At 50.8% G+C, this 23618-nt stretch carries 21 protein-coding genes and 1 riboswitch; of the genes, 18 read left to right on the forward strand and 3 right to left on the reverse strand.

Annotated elements, in window-relative coordinates:
- Positions 1-232 precede the first annotated feature (232 nt).
- Complete coding sequence (gene prfA, locus ACFQZE_RS21400) at positions 233-1309, forward strand: peptide chain release factor 1 (RefSeq protein ID WP_379360887.1); 1077 nt, start codon at positions 233-235, stop codon at positions 1307-1309.
- 114 nt (positions 1310-1423) lie between these two features.
- Positions 1424-2515 carry a N5-glutamine methyltransferase family protein gene (locus tag ACFQZE_RS21405; RefSeq protein WP_379360889.1) on the forward strand — a complete coding sequence of 364 codons (1092 nt, stop codon included), beginning with the start codon at positions 1424-1426 and terminating at the stop codon, positions 2513-2515.
- A 105-nt stretch (positions 2516-2620) separates the two neighbouring features.
- Here the strand turns inward: ACFQZE_RS21405 and ACFQZE_RS21410 are convergent, their stop codons facing one another.
- Both ACFQZE_RS21410 and ACFQZE_RS21415 read right to left on the reverse strand, forming a co-directional pair.
- Positions 2621-3070 carry a carboxymuconolactone decarboxylase family protein gene (locus ACFQZE_RS21410; RefSeq protein WP_379360891.1) on the reverse strand — a complete coding sequence of 150 codons (450 nt, stop codon included), beginning with the start codon at positions 3068-3070 and terminating at the stop codon, positions 2621-2623.
- A 54-nt stretch (positions 3071-3124) separates the two neighbouring features.
- Positions 3125-4021, reverse strand: coding sequence for an RNA polymerase sigma-70 factor (locus ACFQZE_RS21415; RefSeq protein WP_379360893.1), 897 nt, complete (start codon positions 4019-4021; stop codon positions 3125-3127).
- A 143-nt stretch (positions 4022-4164) separates the two neighbouring features.
- Here ACFQZE_RS21415 and spoIIR point away from each other — a divergent pair, with 143 nt between their 5' ends.
- The 12 genes from spoIIR (at position 4165) to ACFQZE_RS21475 (ending at position 16455) form a co-directional block, all read left to right on the forward strand.
- On the forward strand, positions 4165-4929 hold the full coding sequence (gene spoIIR / locus ACFQZE_RS21420) for a stage II sporulation protein R (RefSeq protein ID WP_379360895.1): 765 nt from the start codon (positions 4165-4167) through the stop codon (positions 4927-4929).
- Positions 4930-5117: 188 nt separating this feature from the next.
- Positions 5118-6194, forward strand: coding sequence for an L-threonylcarbamoyladenylate synthase (locus tag ACFQZE_RS21425; RefSeq protein ID WP_379360897.1), 1077 nt, complete (start codon positions 5118-5120; stop codon positions 6192-6194).
- Between the two features lie 116 nt (positions 6195-6310).
- Positions 6311-6868: a manganese efflux pump MntP gene (locus tag ACFQZE_RS21430; RefSeq protein WP_379360899.1), complete on the forward strand. Its 558-nt coding sequence runs from the start codon at positions 6311-6313 to the stop codon at positions 6866-6868.
- Between the two features lie 28 nt (positions 6869-6896).
- Entirely contained in the window at positions 6897-7475 is a 579-nt protein-coding gene (locus ACFQZE_RS21435; RefSeq protein ID WP_379360901.1) for a low molecular weight protein arginine phosphatase, read from the forward strand.
- Between the two features lie 64 nt (positions 7476-7539).
- Positions 7540-7621: riboswitch (ZMP/ZTP riboswitch) on the forward strand.
- Positions 7622-7752: 131 nt separating this feature from the next.
- Positions 7753-8211, forward strand: coding sequence for a ribose 5-phosphate isomerase B (rpiB, locus tag ACFQZE_RS21440; RefSeq protein WP_379361148.1), 459 nt, complete (start codon positions 7753-7755; stop codon positions 8209-8211).
- A 34-nt stretch (positions 8212-8245) separates the two neighbouring features.
- Positions 8246-8851 carry a TIGR01440 family protein gene (locus tag ACFQZE_RS21445; RefSeq protein ID WP_379360903.1) on the forward strand — a complete coding sequence of 202 codons (606 nt, stop codon included), beginning with the start codon at positions 8246-8248 and terminating at the stop codon, positions 8849-8851.
- 92 nt (positions 8852-8943) lie between these two features.
- The gene (locus ACFQZE_RS21450) at positions 8944-10191 is read left to right on the forward strand and encodes a serine hydroxymethyltransferase (protein ID WP_379360905.1); all 1248 of its coding nucleotides are present in this window, start codon (positions 8944-8946) and stop codon (positions 10189-10191) included.
- 606 nt (positions 10192-10797) lie between these two features.
- A complete protein-coding gene (locus ACFQZE_RS21455; RefSeq protein WP_379360907.1) occupies positions 10798-12468 on the forward strand; it encodes a peptide ABC transporter substrate-binding protein in 1671 nt (556 codons plus the stop codon).
- A gap of 118 nt (positions 12469-12586) precedes the next feature.
- Positions 12587-13519, forward strand: coding sequence for an ABC transporter permease (locus ACFQZE_RS21460; protein WP_379360909.1), 933 nt, complete (start codon positions 12587-12589; stop codon positions 13517-13519).
- 3 nt (positions 13520-13522) lie between these two features.
- Positions 13523-14467: an ABC transporter permease gene (locus ACFQZE_RS21465; protein WP_379360911.1), complete on the forward strand. Its 945-nt coding sequence runs from the start codon at positions 13523-13525 to the stop codon at positions 14465-14467.
- A gap of 33 nt (positions 14468-14500) precedes the next feature.
- On the forward strand, positions 14501-15502 hold the full coding sequence (locus ACFQZE_RS21470; protein WP_379360913.1) for an ABC transporter ATP-binding protein: 1002 nt from the start codon (positions 14501-14503) through the stop codon (positions 15500-15502).
- Complete coding sequence (locus tag ACFQZE_RS21475) at positions 15499-16455, forward strand: ABC transporter ATP-binding protein (protein ID WP_379360915.1); 957 nt, start codon at positions 15499-15501, stop codon at positions 16453-16455. Before ACFQZE_RS21470 ends, ACFQZE_RS21475 begins: the two co-directional genes overlap by 4 nt.
- Positions 16456-16621: 166 nt before the next feature.
- On the opposite strand, the gene ACFQZE_RS21480 is transcribed toward ACFQZE_RS21475, so the two are convergent.
- Positions 16622-18841: an Ig-like domain-containing protein gene (locus ACFQZE_RS21480; RefSeq protein ID WP_379360917.1), complete on the reverse strand. Its 2220-nt coding sequence runs from the start codon at positions 18839-18841 to the stop codon at positions 16622-16624.
- A 351-nt stretch (positions 18842-19192) separates the two neighbouring features.
- Between ACFQZE_RS21480 and ACFQZE_RS21485 the strand changes: the two genes are divergently transcribed.
- The 4 genes from ACFQZE_RS21485 to ACFQZE_RS21500 are packed head-to-tail and all read left to right on the forward strand — an operon-like array spanning position 19193 to position 23388.
- On the forward strand, positions 19193-20269 hold the full coding sequence (locus ACFQZE_RS21485; protein ID WP_379360919.1) for a D-alanine--D-alanine ligase family protein: 1077 nt from the start codon (positions 19193-19195) through the stop codon (positions 20267-20269).
- 4 nt (positions 20270-20273) lie between these two features.
- A complete protein-coding gene (gene alr / locus ACFQZE_RS21490; protein WP_379360921.1) occupies positions 20274-21398 on the forward strand; it encodes an alanine racemase in 1125 nt (374 codons plus the stop codon).
- A 15-nt stretch (positions 21399-21413) separates the two neighbouring features.
- Positions 21414-22313, forward strand: coding sequence for a D-alanyl-D-alanine carboxypeptidase family protein (locus ACFQZE_RS21495; protein ID WP_379360923.1), 900 nt, complete (start codon positions 21414-21416; stop codon positions 22311-22313).
- Positions 22291-23388: an acyltransferase family protein gene (locus tag ACFQZE_RS21500; protein ID WP_379360925.1), complete on the forward strand. Its 1098-nt coding sequence runs from the start codon at positions 22291-22293 to the stop codon at positions 23386-23388. The genes ACFQZE_RS21495 and ACFQZE_RS21500 overlap by 23 nt, the downstream gene beginning before the upstream one ends.
- The last annotated feature ends 230 nt before the right edge of the window (positions 23389-23618 follow it).

The raw sequence follows: 23618 nt of genomic DNA on the forward strand, positions 1-23618 counted from the left end.
GGAAGAACGTTTGGGACGCTTCGCATAAGGCGGCTTCCGGCGTTCTTTTTACTTGGAAAAGTTTAGTGTGGACAAGATGTGCACAGCCTGTGTATAAAGTTGTGGATATTTTTGTGGCGATTTGTGGATAAAATATGAAGAGAAGTCATTGTTAAAAACCGATTGTCGATACACTTTAAACGTTGTGATATAATATTGTATATCTTAAAGGAATAAACAGAGGTGACTAAACGTGTTTGACCGATTACAAGCACTCGCCGACCGATATGAGAAACTAAGCGAGCTCCTTTGCGATCCGGACGTGGCCAGCGATCCGAAGCGGCTTAGAGACCTATCCAAGGAGCAGTCCGATTTACAAGAGGCATTTGACGCCTATACGGAATATAAGCAGGTTTCCGAGCAGCTGGATGACGCCAAGCTGATGCAGGGCGAGAAGCTGGACGATGAAATGCGCGAGATGGTAAAAGAAGAAATTGAGGAACTGTCCACTCGCAAAACGGAGCTGGAGGAGAAGATTCGTATTCTTCTTCTGCCGAAGGACCCTAACGATGACAAAAACGTGATCGTGGAAATTCGCGGCGCTGCAGGCGGGGACGAAGCGGCTTTGTTCGCTTACGAGTTGTACCGCATGTATACGAAGTTTGCGGATGCCCAAGGCTGGCGCGTAGAGCTGATGGATTACAGCGAAAGCGATCTCGGAGGCTTCAAAGAGGTTACGTTCATGATCAACGGCAAAGGCGCGTATAGCAAGCTCAAGTACGAAAGCGGTGCGCATCGCGTACAGCGTATTCCGGTTACGGAATCCGGCGGGCGCATTCATACGTCGACATCGACGGTTGCGGTTATGCCGGAGATTGAAGATTTGGAAGTTGAAATCTTGGACAAAGATATTCGGATCGATACGTTCTGCTCCAGCGGCGCGGGCGGTCAGTCCGTCAACACGACCAAATCGGCCGTACGGGTCCTTCATGTGCCAACCGGCATTATGGCGACTTGTCAGGACGGAAAATCCCAGAACGACAACAAGGCGAAGGCGCTTCAAGTGCTTCGTGCCCGGATCTATGATATTAAACGCCAAGAGGAAGAAGCGAAGTATGCCGGAGAGCGCAAGAGCAAAGTGGGAACGGGCGACCGCAGCGAGCGGATTCGCACGTACAACTTCCCGCAAAGCCGCGTAACGGATCATCGTATCAACTTGACGCTTCATCGTTTGGATTCCGTCATGAACGGGGACATCGCCGATATCATTTCTTCGCTCTCGATTGCAGAGCAAGCGGATTTGATGGAACGCGAAGGAATGGGAAGCTAATTTGTGAATAGGCCGGACTGCCGCGCGCTGCTAATAACAGCGGGGGCTGTCTGGCTTTTTTTATTGCAGCGGGTTCTATTTATTAGCAACAAAGGTGAAGGAGGAATACCGGGAATGAATGAAAACGATGCGCGTGCAAGGCATAGCTGGTTTGTTTTGCCAATGACAATGCGGCAGGTGCGGGACCGCGCCGGAGACTGGCTTACGGAGCAAGGGGTTGAAGACGGCCGCCATCATGCTGAGCGCTTGCTTATGCATGTGCTGGGGTTCGATCGCGCGGCCTTGCTGCTGGCGTGGCATGACCCTTTCCCGGAGGATAAAGGCGAGCAATGGGTGGAGCTTGTCAGCCGTCGATCGACTGGCGAGCCTCTGCAATATGTGATCGGCGAGGAATGGTTTTACGGGCGTCCCTTTGCCGTGACGCCTGCCGTACTGATCCCGCGGCCCGAAACGGAGCTGCTCGTAGAGGCGGTAATGGAGGAGGCCGATCGGTTATGGCCTGCGGGAGCGGAGACTCATTTTCTCGAAACGGCCGAAGGTTTGAGTGGAGAGAGCAAAGGGACCGAAGCGGGAATGGCAACCGAAGCGGGGAGTGGATCTGTCGAAGCGGCAATGGCAACCGAAGACGGAGTTGCCATCGCCGGGGGCGCTGCCGTGCCGACGGTACTCGACGTCGGCACCGGCAGCGGCGCCATCGCCGTGACGCTTGCTGCGCAGCGTCCACGCTGGCGCGTGTGCGCGTCCGACCTGTCGCCGGACGCGCTTGAGGTCGCCCGCGCGAATGCGGCCCGCCATGGAGCGGCGGGCCGCCTCGCATTCGCGCAGGGCGACCTGCTCGCGCCCCTCATTGCATCGGGGCGCGGCGGAACTGCCGTCGACGGCGGAACGCGCGTCGACGTTCTAGTGTCCAATCCGCCGTACATTCCGTCGGCGGATATGGAGGGGCTGCAGCGCGAGGTGCGGGACTATGAGCCGCATCTCGCGCTGGAAGGCGGGGCGGACGGGCTGGACCCGTACCGCCGCATGCTGGAGCAGCTGCCGCTGCTAGCTTCCATGCCGCGCATCGTGGCGTTCGAGCTTGGCATTGGGCAGCCGCGCATCGTGGCGGAGCTGATGCGGCAAATGGGCGTTTGGGATCAAATTCGGATCATAACCGACTATAGCGGGATTGAGCGGCATATCATTGCCGTGCGCTCTGGCTCTTGATCAAAAAAGAGTTGCCCGAAGACATGAACTGCGACCCGCATGGGGGCCGCAGTTCAAACGATCTTCCAAGGCAACTCTTTTTTTATTACGTTTTTACCGTTCCGCTTAGTCCGGCATCCGGCCGGTTGCAATCGCAATGCGGTTCCAGCCGTTAATCGTTACGATGGCCAGAATCAAATCTCCGAGCTCTTGCTCGCTAAAGTGGCGGGCTGCCTCGTTATACACCTCGTCTGGAACATGGTTATGAGAGATAAGCGTTACGGCCTCCGTTAGGGCAAGCGCCGCTTGTTCGCGTTCTGTGAAGTAAGGAGTATCCCTCCACGCGCTTAGAGCGTAAATACGTTTTTCCGATTCGCCATCCTTACGTGCCTCCACCGTATGCATATTGATGCAGAAGGCACAGCCGTTTATTTGGGAAGCTCGTATTTTTACCAGCTCATATAAGCTTTTTTCCAGGCTGGACGATCTTACGTACTTTTCAAGGCCGAGCATAGCCTCATATCCTTTTGGCAATTCCTGAAATAAGTTGATCCGTGTTTGTTTAGTGTTTTGCATAGTAAATCCTCTCCCGTCTTCTTTGTAATGCCGTCCTTGTTGGCGGCTATACTTTTAAGACAAAATAGGATTATCGTTTGTGACATGATTCAGCTTTTCGGGGTTGACTACGAAATAAATTTTTTCAATTTGCTCGCCCTTCGCATCCCATTCGAACGTCATCACTTTGATTGGCAGGCCCTCGTTCATCAGCAGCAGTCCGGATTGCCCGCTTACAATCGCAGGGACATAATGACTTCCAAGCGTACCTTTGCGAAATAAGCCTTGGAAAAAAGCCGTAATCCGGTCGCGTCCCCAAATAGGGAAAATCGCTGCTCGCACTTTGCCGCCTCCGTCGGACACCATTACAGCATCCTCCTTCAGCATACCGATCAACGATTCGGTATCTCCTGTATTTGCCGCCTGGATAAAGGCTTCGGCGAGCGCATCCGCTTTTGCATGACGGAATGGCGGAGTATCGGGAGCTGTACCGAGTTTTTCTTTGGCTCTGCTCGCCAGTTTGCGGCAATTGGCCTCCGATTTGTCCACAATAGAGGCAATGTCGGAGTAGTCGAAATGGAATGTTTCCCTCAAAATAAAAACGGCCCTCTCTATGGCGCTTAGTTGCTCCAGCATAACGAGCATCGCATAGGTGACGGATTCGTTTCTTTCCAAATGGGCTGCCGGGTCGCCTGAAATGGCTGCTCCATAAGCGACTGTAGGCTCCGGCAGCCAATTGCCGACGTAGGTTTCCCTTCGTTTACGCGCGGAACCGAGCGTGTTAAGACTACGATTGGTTACCATCCGGGCGAGATAAGCTTTTTCATGGGCGACGGACCCGTCCTCCAATTGAAAATAATCGGCGAACACATCCTGCACAATATCTTCGGCGTCGCTGAATGAGCCTAGCAGGCGGTAGGCCAGACTCAATAGAAAAGGTTTATAAGTTTCATAGATTGGCGTGGAAAACATAACAAGCCTCCTCTCGCAAAATGATTTTTTAAAATTAATAGCCTAATAGGTTTATAGAAAGCGCAAGGCGGACATAATGACGGATAGAGACGTTCCGGAACGCAAGCAGACGCATCGGCAGATGCGCGAGAGGAGCTTGTGTCATGTCCCGTACTTATTCCCAATTATATCCTATTCGTTCATCTTCGTTAACCTTTAAGCCCTATAGAATTCCATACCGCAAATCTTACGGTTTAATTATAATGGTTTTGTTTGTTTTGATTATGAGCTGGGAAGCGGGCAAAATGGACGCTGCCGTAGTGGAAGGCGGCATTCCTGAGGAGGCGATCCGCCTGCGCATTTTGGCCAATTCCGACAGTCCTTCCGATCAGTTGGTTAAACGTATTGTTCGCGATGAAATTGTCAAAGCGATGAATAGCTGGGCTACAGGGCCGCAGACGATTGAAGAAGCGCGGGCAACGATCCAGTCGAAGCTACCTGAAGTGGAGTCCATTGTTCAGGCTGTATTGTCCAGCAGGGGATTCGCCTATGATTCGTCCGCCAAGCTCGGCATGGTAGAGTTTCCGACCAAAATGTACGGAAGCAAAGTGTATCCGGCAGGCGAATATGAAGCTCTGCTCGTTACGATCGGCGAAGGAAAAGGGCAAAACTGGTGGTGTGTGCTGTTCCCTCCGCTGTGCTTCATCGATGCGACTACAGGAGAAGCGTCCGCTGCTTCCGCAGAGAAGGAAACGGCAGCCGCATCAGCGCAAGCCGACCAAGTGAACAATGCAGCCAAAGCCGAACCCGTTAAATCGGAAGCTAAAGCCGATTCGGCAGCGGGTCAACAAGGTGAAGCTCCAGAGGCGAAATTCTTTCTTGTGGAACTCATAGATTCTTTGATCAAATGGTTCAAATCTTTGTTCTAAAGAGTAGAGGCGCTAAGTTCCAACCGTTCATCGGGAGGGCGGCGCCTTTTTGACTAGTCAGGAACAAGGTCCTCCCCCGCTAGCAGCTTGGCTATAGCCCGGTTGGATTAGGCCCGTTATATGCTATAATAGCGAAGTATATGAGTAGGATACGAATAAATGCGATCTTAAACAAGGATTGAATAGACATGGCAAATACAACTTCAATATGGGAAGCAAAAGAATGGAATCATAACGAACATAACAAGCAGTCGGAGCCGTCCTTGCAAGCGGCGGCGGATGTGTTAAGAGAGGGCGGGCTTGTCGCTTTCCCTACGGAGACGGTATACGGACTTGGAGCGGATGCTAGAAACAGCGAAGCTGTTGCCGGCATTTTTGCGGCGAAGGGCAGGCCGTCCGACAATCCTCTGATCGTTCATATTGCAAACGTCCAGCAGTTGAACGAGCTGTTGCTGCCTTATCCGGATTTGGCGAAGCGGCTGATGGACCGCTTTTGGCCGGGCCCGCTGACGATCGTGCTGCCGGTTCGCTCAGGCGTGCTCTCCCCTTTAGTAACGGCAAATTTGTCTACTGTTGGGGTTCGAATGCCGGATCATCCCCTCGCCCTAGAGCTGATTAAGCTTGCAGGCTGTCCGGTAGCCGCTCCCAGCGCCAACCGTTCAGGCAGGCCGAGCCCTACGTTAGCAAGCCATGTGATCGAAGACCTGGATGGACGAATTGCGGGCATTATTGATGGCGGAGCAACCGGGGTCGGCTTGGAATCAACGGTGCTTGAACTGGAGGACGGAGCTGTTCGTATTTTGAGACCGGGCGGAGTGACGGAAGAGGATATCCGGCAAGCCTTCCCGGAGGTGGAGCTCATCGGTGCGGTCGATGCGGAAGAAGAGGCAGAGAAGCCCCGTTCGCCAGGAATGAAATATACCCACTATGCTCCAAAGGGCGAGCTTGCCATTGTCGATGGAGCGCCTGATGCCGTCGCCGCTTATATAGCGGGGCAAACCGAGGCCGCCCAAAGAAACGGCCAAACTTGCGGAGTTCTCGCTTTTAGTGAAAACCTCTCCCATTATAAAGCGGATTTAGTGCTCGACTTCGGGAGCTCCGTCAAGCTGGAGGAGGCGGCTCACCGGCTGTACGCCATGCTTCGGGCTTTTGACGAGGCCGGGATCGAACGAATTTGGGCGGAATCGGCCCCTTCGGGCGGAATCGGCGGAGCATTGATGAACCGATTGAAAAAGGCGGCCGGAGGCCGTTTCGTCAAAGTTTAAAAAACGAATGAAGCAGCCCCCTGCGTCCCGCTGCTCCTCTGACAAGTAGTCTGTTTGTCCTCCTGTCCGCATATGTTGGTTAAAGAGTGCGGGCGGACATGGGGGAGAGATTGGGTATGGATGCTAGTGCGTATGCTGGACAGTTTATAACGCTGCTCATTATTGCGATGGCGCTTGGCTTCGATGCCTTTTCGCTTGGGCTTGGGATTGGCCTAAAAGGAATAAGGCTGAAGGATATATTGAAGCTGGGATTGACCATCGGCGCATTCCACATCGTTATGCCGGTGGGAGGCATGCTGACGGGTCAACTGGTGAGCGGCTTATTGGGAAATGTAGCGACTACGGCCGCAGGCGTGCTGCTCGTTCTTCTCGGCGGGCATATGATCTACAGCTCGTTTAAAGGGGAAGACGCGGGAGCCTTCGATTACCGGTCTTCGATAGGCTTGTTTGTACTCGCTCTCAGCGTCAGCATAGACGCTTTTTCCGTTGGCGTGACGATGGGGATGTTTTCAGCCGATTTATGGCTTACAATATTGCTGTTCGGCTTTTTTGGCGGGGTGATGTCCATGCTTGGCCTACTGCTCGGCAGAAAGGTAAGCGGTAAGCTCGGGGAATACGGCGAGGCTTGCGGCGGAGCGATTTTGCTCGTCTTTGGCGTTGTGTTTATTTTTTGAATATCCTGCAAAAGAAAGGGCGTGCGCTATGAAGCGTATCTTATTCATTTGTACAGGCAACACTTGCCGATCACCGATGGCGGAAGCTCATCTTAAAAATATGGCCTCGCAAAGAGGCGTTACCGTAGCCGTCCGCTCGGCGGGCGTATCGACTATCGACGGACTGCCGGTATCCGCGAATTCGATTGCGGCGCTTCGGCAACGGGATATTCAACATTCGGGCGTTTCCAGAGCGCTTACGTCCGAAGCTGTTGACTGGGCCGATCTCATTCTTACGATGACATCGGGCCACAAGCGGGATTTGCTTCATTGGCATCCCGAAGCGGTAGAGAAAACATTTACCCTGAAAGAGTATGCCTATCAGGACCAAAAAGTTTTGGCAGACATACTGGAACTCGAGGGTCTATATACGGAGCTTCAAATGAAAGGAGCGCTTGGCCAGCAGCTGAGTGATCAGCAGAGGCAGCGCCTGCTGGAATTGGAGCGCCGAATTCCAAGTTTCGACATTGCCGATCCGTTCGGCGGTACCCAATCGGTCTATGACAGCTGCTCGCGCGAGATTGAGGAGTCGATCCGCAAGCTGCTGGACAAGCTGTCCAAAAGATAGCTTGGCGCGGCGTTTAATCATTGCTTTCTCGGTATAATTGAGCTATTATGAAGAAGACATATGAGGTTTCCGATGTAACTGGCGACGGAAGTGGGATAACCACGGTGGAGCATCGGAACATACGGCCGGTCGCCTGGGCAAAGAGCAACATGCTTAAAGAAGCATGTCTTGCTCTTTTTTTCGTCTTTTTTCGAGGAAAAAGGTATACTAGCACCATAGGGTTGTTTGCCGCTGGCGAAGGACTTTTTACTACAAGCTATGGAAGCGGGTGTTCATGTTGAAGATTGCCATTGGCGCCGATCACGGCGGCTATCGTTTGAAGGATGAACTTGTACCTATTATGAAATCGTTGGGTCATGAAATTGTTGATGTGGGTTGTAGCTGCGAGCAGTCCGTCGATTATCCCGACTATGCTCTGCCAGTATGCGAGAAAGTAGCAAGCGGCGAGGTGGATCGGGGCATTCTGATTTGCGGTACGGGCATCGGCATGTCCATCGCTGCAAACAAGTATCCGGGCATCCGCTGTGCTTTGGTTCAGGATATGTTTTCGGCCAAAGCGACAAGAGAGCATAACGATACAAACGTGCTGGCTATGGGCGAGAGAGTCATCGGACCTGGAGTTGCCGCAGAAATCGTTAAAATTTGGCTGGAGACTCCGTTTTCGGAGGCAGAACGCCATGTCGGGCGCGTCAATAAAGTGATGCAGCTCGAAAAACAATTTTCCTCCCGTCCCTAACTCTCCGGTTTATTTAAGAGAAGGAGGAGCAGAAATGAGTTTAGAGCATTTTGAGGCGCTCAAGCATGTTGCCGTTCAGGTTGAGACGGTTTTGCATGAGTTAGTTTTGGCGGGCAAGCTTGGCGGGGACCAGCTTCTGGTCGTTGGCGCCAGCACTAGCGAGGTGCTTGGGCAACGTATCGGCACGGCTGGCGCGCTTGAAGCAGCAGCCGCTATCTATGCGGGAATTGAGGCGGTGCAGAGGCAAATTCCGTTTGTTCCGGTGTTCCAATGCTGCGAGCATTTGAACCGGGCGCTTGTGATGGACGAGGCGACAGCCCTCCGATATAACCTGGAATTCGTTCAAGCAGTCCCCGTACCGAAAGCCGGAGGCTCTATGGCGGCTTATGCCTATGCCAAGCTGGAGCGGCCCTGTCTGGTGGAGAAAATAGAGGCGCATGCCGGAATCGATATCGGAGATACGTTTATCGGAATGCATTTGAAGCGGGTAGCCGTACCGGTTCGGCCTTCGATCAAGACGATTGGCAGCGCGCATGTGACGATGGCCGTCACAAGACCTAAGCTGATTGGCGGAGAAAGAGCCGTTTACCGCGAAGAGTTTCGTCTCGATTTGAATCAGTCCGCACACCTTTGCGAATAAAGTGATTGCGCGTTTACGAGCTTGCCGAAATTGGAAAATGAGGCGGTTCAGACGCTAATATACAAAGCCATTATTCTAAGGAGGAATTTAAAGTGGAAAACCTACGCAAGCAAGATCCGGATGTACTAAAAGCTTTAGGCCTTGAGCTTCAGCGCCAACGCGACAATATTGAATTGATCGCATCGGAAAATATCGTAAGCGAAGCTGTATTGGAAGCAATGGGTTCGGTATTGACGAACAAATATGCCGAAGGATATCCAAGCAAACGCTACTATGGCGGCTGCGAGCATGTCGACATCGTGGAAGACATCGCGCGCGACCGTGCGAAAGAGCTGTTTGGCGCGGAGCATGCGAACGTTCAGCCGCATTCCGGCGCACAGGCGAACATGGCCGTTTATTTGGCGGCTCTTAAGCCGGGAGATACCGTCCTTGGCATGAACCTCGCGCATGGCGGCCACTTGACGCACGGCAGCCCGGTCAACGCATCCGGCTTGCTGTACAACTTTGTGGCGTATGGCGTGCAAGAGGATTCTTTTACAATCGACTATGAAGAAGTTCGCAAGCTTGCGTTCAAGCATCGTCCACGCATGATCGTTGCGGGAGCGAGCGCTTATCCGCGCATTATCGATTTTGAAAAGCTGGGCCAAATCGCAAATGAAGTGGGAGCTTTGTTCTTCGTCGATATGGCGCATATCGCCGGTCTTGTTGCTGCCGGTTTGCATCCAAACCCAGTGCCGCATGCTCATTTTGTCACGACGACTACACATAAAACGCTTCGCGGACCTCGCGGCGGCATGATTCTTTGCAGAAAAGCATGGGCGCAGGCGATCGACAAAGCCGTATTCCCTGGAACTCAAGGCGGTCCGCTTATGCACATTATTGCGGCCAAAGCGGTTGCATTTGGCGAGGCGCTTGATCCTTCCTTTAAAGTGTACGCGCAAAAAGTGGTCAGCAACGCTAAAGTATTGTCCGAAGAATTGCTGGCCAAAGGAATCAATATCGTTTCCGGCGGTACGGACAATCATTTGATGCTGATCGATACGCGCAACCTGAACATTACAGGCAAAACGGCGGAGCATGTGCTTGACAGCGTAGGCATTACCGTCAACAAAAACGCAATCCCGTTTGACCCGACCAGTCCGTTTGTAACGAGCGGCATCCGTTTGGGTACGCCTGCGGCAACAGCTCGCGGCATGAACGAAGAAGCGATGAAAGTGATTGCTGAAGTGATCGCGCTTGTGCTCAAAAATCCGGAGGATTCTTCCGTTCTGGAGCAAGCCAAAGGTATGGTAAGCGATCTGACAGCTAAATTCCCTCTGTATCCTACAATGACTTACTAATTTATTTATTGTTAAACAGCACGGTAACAGCACCGTTTTGGCCGAATTGGCCGAAGCGGTGTTTTTTTATTTCATAAATATATTATTATATAATTGTGGAATAATATTACTTTTATGTAACCGAAATTAGGACAATAAACGACAAGAAAAGTGCAGATTCGCGTAAAAAATCGGTTTTCGGATAGTCGCTTAGGAGCGGAGGGAAGCCATTATTTTAAGCAAACCTGTCGAATTAATGCGAGTATGCATTAATGCTAAATTGTGATAATGCAACTAAGCATTAATACAAAAGCGCATTAATGCTTAATAGTGTTACCACAACTATGTGTTAATGCATATATGTATTAATGCAGTAAAGAGTACAGACTGCCACTGGAATAGGAAAATGACTCATAAAATTTGTGGAATAGGAGATAGTAAAATCGTCGGATGGAAACATTTGAGGTCATCCTCCTGTTGACAATTTGTCAAATGAAGATGTATATTGTTTATCGTCGAATAAATATATATTTCATGTTAATTTTAGTTACATCCCGATTTTTTATTAGTTTTACCTCTTGACTGTAGGTTTTAACAAAATTATATAGAAAGTGGGAGTTGATGTTGGTGAAAGGAAATTTCAAAAAGCCAGTGCACTTTATGCTTGTCCTTGTAATTGCTTTCAGCATGCTGCTGGCTGCCTGCACAGGCAACAGCAACAAACCGGCGGAAAACGGCGGCGCAAACAGTGGTGGAGAGACAAAAGCACCTCAAGAGTTCCGTTTTACGCTAGCAAGTGAACCGCCAAGCTTGGACCCTGCATTGATGACGGACGCTCAGTCCAGCATCGTAGCTGCAGGCTTGTATGAAGGTCTTACTCGTCTGAACACTAAAGGCGAGCCAGAAAACGCAATTGCAAAAGAAATTACAGCTTCCGAAGACGGCAAAACTTACACAATCAAACTTCGCGACGACGTGAAGTGGAGCAACGGAGATCCCGTTACTGCAAATGATTTCGAGTTTGCTTGGAAACGCAGCTTGAACCCTGAAACAGCTTCCGAATATGCATACATGTTGTTCTACATTGAGAACGGCGAGAAGTACAACGCCGGCGAAGCTACAGCTGACCAAGTAGGCGTTAAAGCTGTTGACGCTACGACGCTTGAAGTTAAGCTGTACACTGCGGCTCCTTACTTCCCAGCTCTTCTTTCCCACTACACGTACTTGCCTGTTCACCAGGCTACTGTAGAAAAAGCGGCTGACTGGGCAGCAGAAGCAGCTACGATTGTATCCAACGGTCCTTTCCTTCTGAAAGAGTGGGCACATTCCGACAAGCTGATTCTTGAAAAGAACCCAGACTACTACAACAAAGATTCCATCAACTTCGACAAAGTAACGATTTCCCTTGTTGAAGACGAAAATACGGTTTACCAAATGTTCGAAACAGGCAAGATCGACTGGATCGGTGCTCAAGCCGGTTCCGTACCGACTGACCAAACTAAAAAGTTGATCGAAGAGAAGAAAGCTGAAGTAACATCCGTTGCTTCGACTTACTACTACCTGTTCAACACAACAAAAGCACCTTTCAACAACGTAAAAGTGCGTAAAGCGTTCGCAATGGCAATGGACCGTCAATCCCTGATTGACAACGTTGCACAAGCAAACCAACAACCGGCATACGGTCTTGTACCGCCAAGCATCACCGGTCCTGAAGGCAAAACGTTCCGTGAAGTTTACCCAGACAACTTCTTCCAAGAAAACGCTGAAGAGGCGAAAAAACTTCTTGCTGAAGGTTTGGCTGAAAGCGGCTTGAAAGCATTCCCTGAAGTAACGCTTCTTTACAACACTTCCGAAGGCCACAAAAAATTGGCTGAAGCTGTAGTTGACATGTGGCGTAAAACGCTTGGCGTAGAAGTAAAACTGGCTAACCAAGAGTGGGGTACATTCCTGGAATCCAGAAAAGCGGGTCAATTTGATATCGCACGTTCCGGCTGGGGCGCTGATATCAACCACCCAATCAACTTCACGTACGACTTGATCCACCCGAAATCCGGCAACAACGACGGCAAGTACAACAACCCTAAAGTTGCAGAAATTCTTGACAACTCTCTGGTAGCTTCTTCTTCCGAAGAAACAATGAAACAACTTGCTGAAGCAGAAAAAATCGCTATCTCCGAAGATATGGCTGTATTGCCAACTTACTACTACACGACGGTAACGATGATTAAACCTGGCTTCGAAGGCGTATTCTCCGATTACGCTGGTCACCTTGACTGGGTAAACGGCAGCAAGAAATAGGTCACCTAACCTTGTTAAATGACTAACTTAGAGTAACTTTTCCAAAAGGGTATATATAGTCACTCTATATATACCCTTTTGAAATGCAAATAAAGATTGTGAGAGAGTGGGTGATCGTGTGCTCCGTTATATTACAGGCAAGTTTGTTTTTATGGTTATTTCTTTGTTTTTGCTTGTTACGGCAACGTTCTTGCTAATGAACGCTATCCCGGGCAGCCCGCTGCAATCGGAGAAAGCGACAAGCGAGGCCGTTCAGAAAAATTTGGAAGCGTATTACGGACTGGACAAGCCGTTGTACGTGCAGTACGGAAAGTACCTGCAAAACCTGCTTAAGGGCGACATGGGCATTTCCATGAAGAAAAAGTTTCAATCCGTTGACAAGATGATCAAACAATCTTTCGGACCGTCGCTTAGACTGGGTATTTCCGCGATTGTGACATCGGTTGTCGTAGGCTGCGTTTTAGGTATTTTGGCAGCGATGTATCATCGTAAGTTTATTGACAATTTGGCCATGATTATAGCGGTCATAGGTCTTGCTGTACCGAGTATCGTGTTAGCTCCTGTTATGCAATATTTTTTGGCAACAAAGTTAGGTTGGTTTGAAGTGGCCGGCTTGAACGGTCCGATGGATTACGTATTGCCTACAATTGCTTTGGCTGCTGGGCCGATTGCCTTTATTGCAAGACTTTTGAGATCGACCATGATTGAAGTTTTGAACGCTGATTTTATTAAAACTGCCAAATCCAAAGGTCTTTCCGGATACGTTATCGTTGCAAAGCACGCTCTGCGGAATTCAATGCTTCCTGTTGTAACATTCCTGGGTTACCTGACTGCCGGTATTATTACAGGTTCCGTTGTCGTTGAGAAAATCTTTGCTATCCCTGGTATCGGAAAGCACTTTGTTACGAGTGTCATAGATCGTGATTACCCGTTAATCATGGGCATTACCATTTTCTACGCCATCATTCTTATGGTGTGCCGTTTCTTTGCGGATATTGCTTATGTTCTGGTTGATCCGCGTATGCGCGCTGGCGGAAAGGTGGGGAAATAACAGATGTCTAACCTGAATGAAAAAGAACGTTCCGATTCCCTTACGCCGGATATGTTTGAAAAGCTGAAAAGAGAAGATGTTCGCGTCGATGCGGTTAGCCGCGCGAGCTTGACAGCTTGGCAGGATATCAAGATAAGGCTTCTTGACAATAAGCTTGCTATGACTGGCTTCTGGATGATCGTTGCGATGATTATTGCAGCTATCTTTATACCATTGATTTGGCCGTATGATCATTTCACGAACAATCTGGCCAATACGAACCAGCCTCCTAACGGTACGCATTGGTTCGGCACGGACGATCTTGGCCGAGACATTTTCGAAAGAATTTGGAAGGGTGCTCAAGTATCCTTGTTTGTCGGCGTCGTTGCCGCATTGATCGACCTTATTATCGGTATCATTTACGGCGGAATCATGGGTTACTTCGGCGGCAAAGTCGATGAGGTCATGAACCGTTTTTCCGAAATTTTGTACTCCATTCCGCATTTGCTAGTCGTTATTTTGCTGCTTGTCGTGATGGAGCCTAGTTTGACCACTATTATCGTGGCGATGTCCATTACGGGCTGGATCAATATGGCGTGGATTGTCCGCGGCCAAATTATGCAGCTCAAAAACCAAGAATACGCCTTGGCGTCGAAATCTTTGGGCGCAGGCGCAATGCGCATCATTTTCCGTCACTTGGTTCCTAACGCAATGGGACCGATCCTGGTTACGCTCACGCTGACGATTCCGAGCGCGATCTTTACAGAGGCGTTCCTGAGCTTCCTGGGCCTTGGCGTTCAGTCGCCTGTCGCTTCATGGGGCACGATGATTGACGACGGCGTAGGCGGCATTTTCAGCTACCCATGGCGTTTGTTCTTCCCGGCTCTATTCCTGAGCTTGACGATTTTTGCCTTTAACGTATTCGGAGACGGTCTGCGCGATGCATTCGATCCGAAGCTGAAAAAATAACAACATTGCTTAACCGAGAGGAGGTCATGGCCAATGAAGACTTTGTTGGAAGTCAAAAACCTAAGTGTTTCGTTCGACATATACGCCGGCGAAGTGCAAGCGATTCGCGATATTAGCTTCGATGTGAAGAAGGGTGAGGCTGTCGCGATCGTAGGCGAATCCGGTTCCGGTAAATCGGTAACGGCGCAATCCATTATGAGGCTGAACCCGTCGCCGCCAAGCCGTATCAAGAACGGGTCCGTGAAGTTTGAGGGCCAAGAGCTGCTGACATTGTCCGAGAAGGAAATGCAGACGGTTCGCGGCAACAAAATCGGCATGATATTCCAAGATCCAATGACATCGCTCAATCCGACGCTTACTGTAGGCTCCCAAATTATGGAGGGTCTGATCAAGCATCAAAACGTAAGCAAATCGCAAGCGACCGCCAGAGCGATTGAAATGCTTAACCTAGTTGGCATTCCTAATCCAGAGGCTCGGATCAAACAATACCCGCATCAGTTCTCCGGCGGTATGCGCCAGCGCGTCATGATCGCGATTGCACTGGCCTGCAATCCGTCCTTGCTGATCGCGGACGAGCCGACGACGGCTCTTGACGTTACGATTCAGGCGCAAATTATGCGCGTAATGAAAGATTTGCAGCAGAAGATGGGCACGTCCATCATTCTGATCACTCACGATCTTGGCGTCGTTGCCGACGTGTGCGACCGGGTCATCGTTATGTACGCTGGCCGTATCGTTGAAACAGGTACGAAGTGGGAAATTTTCTCCAATCCGCAGCATCCTTACACACGCGGATTGCTTCGTTCCTTGCCGCGCCTTGATCAGAAGAAAGAAGAGCCGCTTATTCCAATCCCGGGCACTCCGCCGGATTTGATCAAGCCGCCGACGGGCTGCAGCTTCTGCGCGCGTTGCGACGAGGCTATGAAAGTATGTGTGGACAACGATCCAAACTTGCATGCCATCAAGGGAAGCGAATCCCATGCGGCAGCTTGCTGGATGCTGCATCCTCATGCTAACCGGGAGGTGCCGGTATGAGTTCCCCATTAGTTCAGGTGAATGATTTGCGCAAGTTTTTCAACTTGGGCCAAGGAAATATTTTAAAAGCGGTGCATGATATCTCGTTTGATATCAAGCGCGGCGAAACAGTCGGCGTCGTAGGCGAGTCCGGCTGCGGTAAATCGACTGCAGGACGCACGATTTTGCGTCTGTACGAGCCGACAAAGGGCAGCGTGACATTTGACGGGAAAGACATTTACAAGCTTCGTGGCGGCGAACTGAAGGCTTTGCGCCGCAATATGCAAATGATCTTCCAAGATCCTTACGCTTCTTTGAACCCGCGGATGACGGTTTCCGACATCATCGGCGAGGCGCTTGACATCCACAAGCTGGTAAGCAGCAGAGCCGAGCGCAAGAAAAAGATCGAAAACCTGTTGGACCTGGTTAACCTGAATGCGGATCATGCGACTCGTTATCCGCATGAGTTTTCCGGCGGTCAGCGCCAGCGTATCGGTATTGCTCGTGCGCTTGCGGTAGATCCTCAGTTCATCATCGCCGATGAGCCGATCTCTGCGCTGGACGTATCCATCCAAGCTCAGGTCGTCAACCTGATGCAGGATTTGCAGCGTAAGATGGGTCTGACTTATCTGTTTATCGCTCATGACCTGTCCATGGTTAAGCATATCAGTGACCGCGTTGCGGTTATGTACTTGGGCAAAATTGTCGAGATGGCTGAAAGCAGCGAGTTGTATGCCAACCCGCGTCATCCGTATACGCGCGCATTGCTGTCTGCGATTCCGATTCCGGATCCAAAGGTAGAGGCGGAGCGCGAGCGTATCGTCTTGAAAGGCGATTTGCCAAGTCCGATCAACCCGCCGAAAGGCTGCCAGTTCCACACTCGCTGTCCAATTGCGACAGAGAAGTGCAAAACGGACGAGCCTAAGCTGGTGGACATCAGCCAAGGTCACTTCGCAGCTTGCCACTACGCTTAAATTCAAACCATAGAACGAAGCTGGACGATTTATCGTCCGCTTCGTTTTTTTTGACCCATAAAGGGTGAATATGAGGCTCCGAGTCAAAAAAATCCCGCGTATCAAACGGTTTTAATAGCCGTTTGATACACGGGATTTTTATTTTTCAACAAGCGTGTCTAAGCGATTATTTTACAGTTACCCGAATCGTAACGCTTTTGCCGCCAAACGTAGCTTTGATCGATGCAGAGCCTTTGCCAACGGCAGTAATTTTACCGTCTTCCACTTTGGCTACGCTCGTTTTGGAGGAAGTCCAGACGGCGCTGGCGGTCACATTAACGGGGCTGCCCGTATAATAATCCGCTTGAATGGAAAGGGTGGTAGTCGTTCCAACGGCCAGCTGTACCGACTTGGTCGAAGCGATCAGCGATTTCAGCTTAGGCGTGACAATAACAGGGATATCTACAGTATGGCCTTGATAGACGCCGGACACTTTTGTCGCGCCAACATTGATCGCTTTGACGGACGCCGTTCCGCTAACAGCCGCTACAGCTGTGTTGCTTGTTTCCCAGTTCATTTTGGAGCCTACAGAAACCTTTTTCCCGCTTTTGTAGTAGCCGGTTACTTTGATCGATTTGGATCGGCCCGGATTGAGCTCGATTTTGGTCGGTTCGGCTACGAGCTTGACGATTTCTTCTTCTACTTTGATTTTAACGGTAACCGTTTTGGTTAAATAAGTTCCGGTTAGGGTGAGGCTTGCTTCCTCCAGCCCTTTCATCGTCGTTTCCAAAAGAATGATGCTGTCCGAAGTCGTTTTCCATTCTATCGATTCGGAAATATCCGCTTCTTCTCCGTCCTCGTAGATGACGCTCACTTTAGGCAAAGAAGTCGGCTTGCCGATGACGATGCTTATATCCTTGTTGTCCGCTATCAGTTTGACCGGCTTCGTGTGCACGATCAGCTTGGCTTCGGCTTTCAAATCTTGTACAGCCACTGATAGGACGGTTTGTCCCAGTTTGTTCGCCGTCCATTTTCCATCCGCGATTTCCGCCACTGTGCTATCCGCAACGGTCCACTTCGCAAGCTTGGACACGTCAATGGTCGAGCCGTCGAATAGGGTAGCGGTCACCTTCGGCAAATCTCCGCTTATTCCTTTGAATCCGTCGATGACGGTTTTGTCGATTTTAAGTTTGAAAACGCTAGGATACACCGTTACATCTATGCTGCGGCTGATTCCTTTGTGCGTGACTGAAATTTTGGTTGTGCCTACCGCTTTAGGCGTAACTTTGCCTTTGTCTACCGTAGCGACGGACACATCGGAGGAGAACCATTCTCCTACTGCCGTAATGTCGTTCGTTTCGTTTGTATTTGTTTGCACTTCCGCTTTTATTTGCAGAGGCGCGTCTTGGATTTGCATATGGTATTCTTTTTCCGGCGAAAGCTTAATCGATTGATATGGCGTTCGAACGACAACGGTTATGGAATCCGTTACGCCGAGATGGGATACGGTTATCGTCGTTTTTCCAATGCCTACCGCCGTCAATACGCCTTTATCGACTGTAACGACTTTGGTGTTGCCGCTTGTCCATTTGGCCGTTTCGGTTACGATCTGAGTGCCGCCTGTTTTGGGCTCGACAGTCGCTTTAAGCGTTGTTGGATCGGTTCCCATTTCCAGCTCAAGCAAGTCGCCCGTCCCGTTGTGGCCGATAGAGATGGATTTGTACGGCGACGTTACGGTTAGCTTGATGGAGTCTGATTTGCCTTTGTACTTGGCCGTAATGGTGACGCTGCCTGCTCCTATGAGCGTCAATTTGCCTTCCGATACCGTTGCGACAGAAGTATTGGAGCTGGTCCATACCGCTCCTGCCGTAATGGTTTCGGTTGTGGAGCTGCCTTTCTTGCCTTCCAAGGAGAAAGTAAGACTATCGCCGAGCTTAACGTCGGTGATTTCCGCTGGAGCTGTTGCCCCATTTTGCAAAAGGGTCACTTCGTCATACTCAAATTCGGAGGTTGCTTTGATAGATGCGCTATATCCTTTATAAGTCGCGCTAATGGTTGCCGAACCGCCGCCGACTCCGCTAAGCACGCCTTTTTCGACTTTGACAATTGCACTGTTGGACGATTTCCACACAGCCTCCGATGTGACGTCTTTTTTGTTGGCTTGACCTGAAATCGTGGCATAAACGGTAAGGTTGACCTTGTCGTCCTCTACAACCATTTCAAGTGAAGACGTACCGGGGTTGTAGTCCGATGGCTGATAATAGAACTCGATGCCGGTAACCGTTTCTGTCGATGTTGCATGTGCGACTCCCGTCAGACTGGACATGACTAGAGCGATGGCGAGCGACGCGGCGAGCCACCTGCGGGCTGCCTTAAACGATATACTCCAACTTGATCTTAAATTCACTACATCCCTTTCCTTTCCTCTGTGGGTTTTTCTTCCTCTAGTAATTAACGGCAGATGGGCTGTAAAAATGAACAGCGGAGGACGGCAGTTGCTTCAAAAGGCGGAGAAAACGGCCCTTTGAGCACCCGCTTGGCTTGGAGGAATGGGGCCTTGGGACTACACGTTAATCTTCTTGAAAATAGCTGTAATTTAATATTTGTAATGAGCCTGAACGAGTTTCTTATGTAAATGATTAGGACATCCTCACACATTGTTAAGTGAAAATTATGGTTTGCTTACAAGCCTATTAACGAATGGCGGCTATTCTTAGAGGCAGGTAATGAGATTGGCCACAGTCGGGAGGCTTTTGATATGAAAACAAAATTGTATGTATTGTACGGAGGCAAGTCGGTCGAGCATGAGGTTTCGTTAAGAACGGCTTTTACGGTGCTTGGCTCGATTGACCGCGATAAGTTTGACGTTTATCCCATCTATATCACTCCAAACGGAATATGGAGCTGCGAGGGCATTCAAAACCATGCTCCGCAATCGAAAGAAGAGCTGCTTCAGCAGCCCGATGCCGCCGGAGAAGCCGAGTCGATAGGCTCCATTATGCTCCGCTATTTCAGCTTGCAGGGCAAGCGGGTCGCTTTGCCCTTGCTACATGGCTCAAACGGGGAGGACGGCACCGTACAGGGCTTTATGGAGCTTCTGGACGTGCCTTATGTCGGCAACGGGGTTCTTTCTTCCGCGCTGACGCTGGACAAGGCTGTGTCGAAGCAGCTTCTGGCGCAGGCGGATATCGCTCAGACCCCTTATTTAAGTCTTATGTTGGGAGAATGGCTGGAGGAGCGTGAAGTATGGCTGGGACGGGCTGAGGCAGAGCTGCGGTTCCCTTGTTATGTCAAGCCTGCGTCGCTTGGCTCCAGCATTGGAATAAGCAGATGCGAGAACCGGGATCAGCTTGCAGCGGGAATAGAAGAAGCTTTCCGCTTCGACCGCAAAATTGTGGTGGAACGGGAAGTGGCAGGCCGAGAAATACAAGTGGCGGTCATGGGTAACGAACGGTCTGTCGTATCGCTTCCGGGCGAGTTTATTCACGACAATCGCTTTTTTGATTTTGAATCCAAATATATGGACACCAATCTTAGAATGTCTATTCCGGCCGTGCTGCCGGAGGAGGTTACGGAGCGAATAAGGGAGCTCGCGGCTCGGGCTTATGAGGTTCTGTGCTGCTCGGGTCTTGCGCGCGTCGACTTTTTTTGGGATGGAGAAGGCGGGTTGTATTTGAACGAAGTGAATTCTTTCCCCGGTTTTACCGCGACGAGCATGTACCCCGTCATGTGGGAACGGACCGACGGCACGACTTATGCAGAGCTGGTAGAGAAGCTAATCGATTACGCATGGATGCGCCATGCCGACAGGGCTGCACTCGTGTATGCAAGGTGAGGCTTTGATACAACGAGCTACGTATCGGGCGACAAGGGCTGAGGTGAGTCTTGGGACGATACGGGACAATGTGGGGAAGATCAGGAAAGCTTTGCCGCAAGGCGTCAAGCTGATGGCTGTGGTCAAGGCGGATGGATACGGCCACGGGGGTGCGGAGACGGCCGCTGCTGCCGAAGGGGCGGGGGCGGATTTTTTGGCGGTCGCCTATTTGGATGAAGCGCTTGAGTTAAGGGAAAGGGGGATTACGCTCCCCATTCTAATATTGACGCCGATTCACCCGGCGGAAGTTCCGCTGGCGGTCGACGCCGATTTGAGGGTAACCGTCATAAGCGCCGACTGGTTCCGTGAAGCGGAGCGCTATATGGGCTCGTCTCTCGGTGCCCGGCTTAGGGTGCATGTGAAAGCGGACACGGGCCTTGGGCGCATTGGTCTCCGCACGAAGGAGGAGTGGGACCAGCTTGCGCCTTGGCTCCACAGAACGGATGTGGAGGTTGATGGCTTTTATACGCATTTTGCTACGGCGGGGAGAGAAGATACAGCCTTTTTGCAGCGGCAGTTGAATCTGTTTCTTGAAATGAAACAGTGGGCCGAAGCAGCGGGTATAGAAGCAGTCCATTATCATTGCGCCGGCAGCGCGGCAGCGCTCCGCTTTCCCGAACTTGCGATGGATATGGTTCGTATTGGCGCGGCCATGTTCGGCTTTTATCCGGAGAGGCTGGTAGAAAGCGGTGCAGCTCTGCTCCCGGCCTTAAGCCTAAGGAGCTCGCTCATTCAGGTCAAGCGGCTTCGGAAGGGCGAATGTATCGGCTACGACAACTCCTATGTGGCGCAAGGGGAGGAGTGGATCGGCACGGTTCCAATCGGTTATGCGGACGGATGGTCGCAGAGCATGCGCCATACCGAGATGCTCGTAGGCGGACGCAGAGTTCCTGTAGTGGGCAAAATTTGCATGGACCAGCTGATGATCCGCCTGCCCGAACCGTATAAGCCCGGTACCGAGGTGGTGCTGGTCGGCGACCAAGGCGGGGAGCGGATTACGTTTTCGGAGCTTGCCGGACTGCTCGGAACGGTGCCTCAAGAAATTTCGACCGCTCTGTCCGGCAGGGTGGAGCGGGTTTATATCGCATAGGAGGTGGCAGGAGATATGGGAGAGGCATTTTACAAGCAGTCATTTTACGGAGTACAAAACGTTGGGCTAACAGATAGCACACCGCAAGACGGCAAGCAAAGGAGCGGGCCTGCGTTTTTACTGTCGTTGAAGAGAGAAGATGTTCACAGGGGACATTTGCTGCTCGTCAATGCGAGCTATCCGGTAGTGCAAGAGTTGGACGAGCTGAGATCCGTCCTCTTGATTGAAGGGGCACGCACGCTAGGGAACGCTGATATTGAGCTCGAAGAGACTTGTATGGAGCGCCTGACCGCGCTGCTTCAAGCATCAGAGTCCTTGCAGAAAGTCGTTCTCGTAAGCGGGTATCGGACGGAGGAGGAGCAGTCCGCTATTTATGAACAGTCTATGAGGGAAAACGGGCCGGAGTATACGGCCAAATACGTCGCTCTGCCGGGGAGGAGCGAGCATCAGACCGGACTTGCCATCGACGTGGGCGAGCTGGCGTCCAGGGAGCTCGATTTTATTGCGCCTTCCTTCCCGGACGAGGGTGAGTGCGGCGTTATTAAGAAGCTGGCCGCCGCCTACGGATTTATCCAACGGTACAAAGAGGGCAAAGAAGCGATTACCGGAATTGCTTGCGAGCCTTGGCATTTTCGCTATGTTGGCTTCCCCCATTCCGAATGGATGGAGAGAGAAGGCATGTGCCTTGAGGAGTATATCCGCCATGTAAAACGGTATTCCTTTGAAGGGGAGAGGCTGCGGTTTGAGGCTGAACATGTCGTTTATGAAACTTACTATGCGAAAGCTGAGGCACAAGGAGCTGTAACGATCCCCATTCCTTCATGCCATGGCTATACTGTCTCAGGCAACAATGTGGACGGATTTATCGTAACCGCTTATAGGAGTAAGGGGCATGCGGCATTACGAGAGTCTTGATCTCGTTAAGCTGGCAGCCGCTTTTTTGGTCGTTGCGATTCATACCGGGCCGCTGCTGTCTTTAAGTCCTTATGCGGATTTCTTGCTTACCGGGATTTTTGCGAGGCTGGCGGTCCCGTTTTTTTTCATGGCGTCGGGTTATTTGCTGTTCCGCAAACTGACGGGAGACGCTAGGATGGACGGCTTGAAGGTGCAGCGGTATATGTACAAAGTGACGGCTCTATATGCGGTTGCGATCATTATTTATTTGCCGCTTAATCTCTATAAGGGAGATTTCGGATTGGACTGGTCGCTCCCTTCTGCCGCCGCCGATCTCGTCTGGAACGGAACCTTCTATCATTTATGGTACCTTCCAGCTTTGATGATGGGAGCAGGGATCGTCTATTTTATGCAAAAATATTTCTCTCTCGCCGCAACGCTTGTTGCAACGATTTTATTCTATGTTGTAGGACTGCTGGGAGACAGTTATTACGGATTTGCTATCCGTTCAGACGGGCTGAAGGCTCTATACGAAGCTATGTTTGGATGGTTTGACTATACTCGCAACGGATTGTTTTTTGCGCCGGTTTTTGTGGCGCTTGGCATGCTGGCGGCGCGGCAAACGGCACAGCAAAATTATGAAGCGAGCGGTCGACCGCTTCTCTGGACTATTTTATTTTCGCTCAGTCTGACGGGGCTGTTCGCGGAAGGAATGTTTGTAAGAGCGGCAGAGTTTCCGCGGCACGACAGTATGTACTTGATGCTGCTGCCAGCGGTCTACTGCTTGTTTAGGCTGGCGCTTGGACTAAACGCACGTTCCTTTTATTGGGCAAGGCCGCTGAGCCTGTGGATTTATATTTTTCACCCCGCGGCAATCGTTTTGGTTCATGGAATTGCGGATGTGGTTCGTATGGATGGATTGTTTATCGAAAACAAATTGATGCATTATGTGGCGGTTTGTCTCGTCTCGGCTGGCATGTCCTTTATTATCGTAGCGGCAAGAAAAAAGTGGTTCAAGAGAAGCCCTCGCACAAAGGTGCGGCCTCATACCCCATCGCCTGCTCGGTCTCGTATTCGCTCCAAGCTTTTGCCATAGCCCCTTCTATACTCACCCCTTTACATGGATGTAAAAAGAATAGTCGGTGCAAAAAACCATCAAAAAAGCGCATTTCTCGAAGTTGCACCAACCTTGATAAATGCGCTTTTTGTAAGGAGCAGGGGGGCGCTCCTTCAGATACTTAGGGTTCTGGGCACAGCTTGCAAACGGGCTCAGTAGCAATTAGTTGTGTCAAAAACCACTAAACCGCCAAATGAGCGCCAATCGGA

Origin of the sequence: Paenibacillus sp. GCM10027627 (genome assembly GCF_042675505.1) — a bacterium.
GTDB lineage: Bacteria > Bacillota > Bacilli > Paenibacillales > Paenibacillaceae > Pristimantibacillus.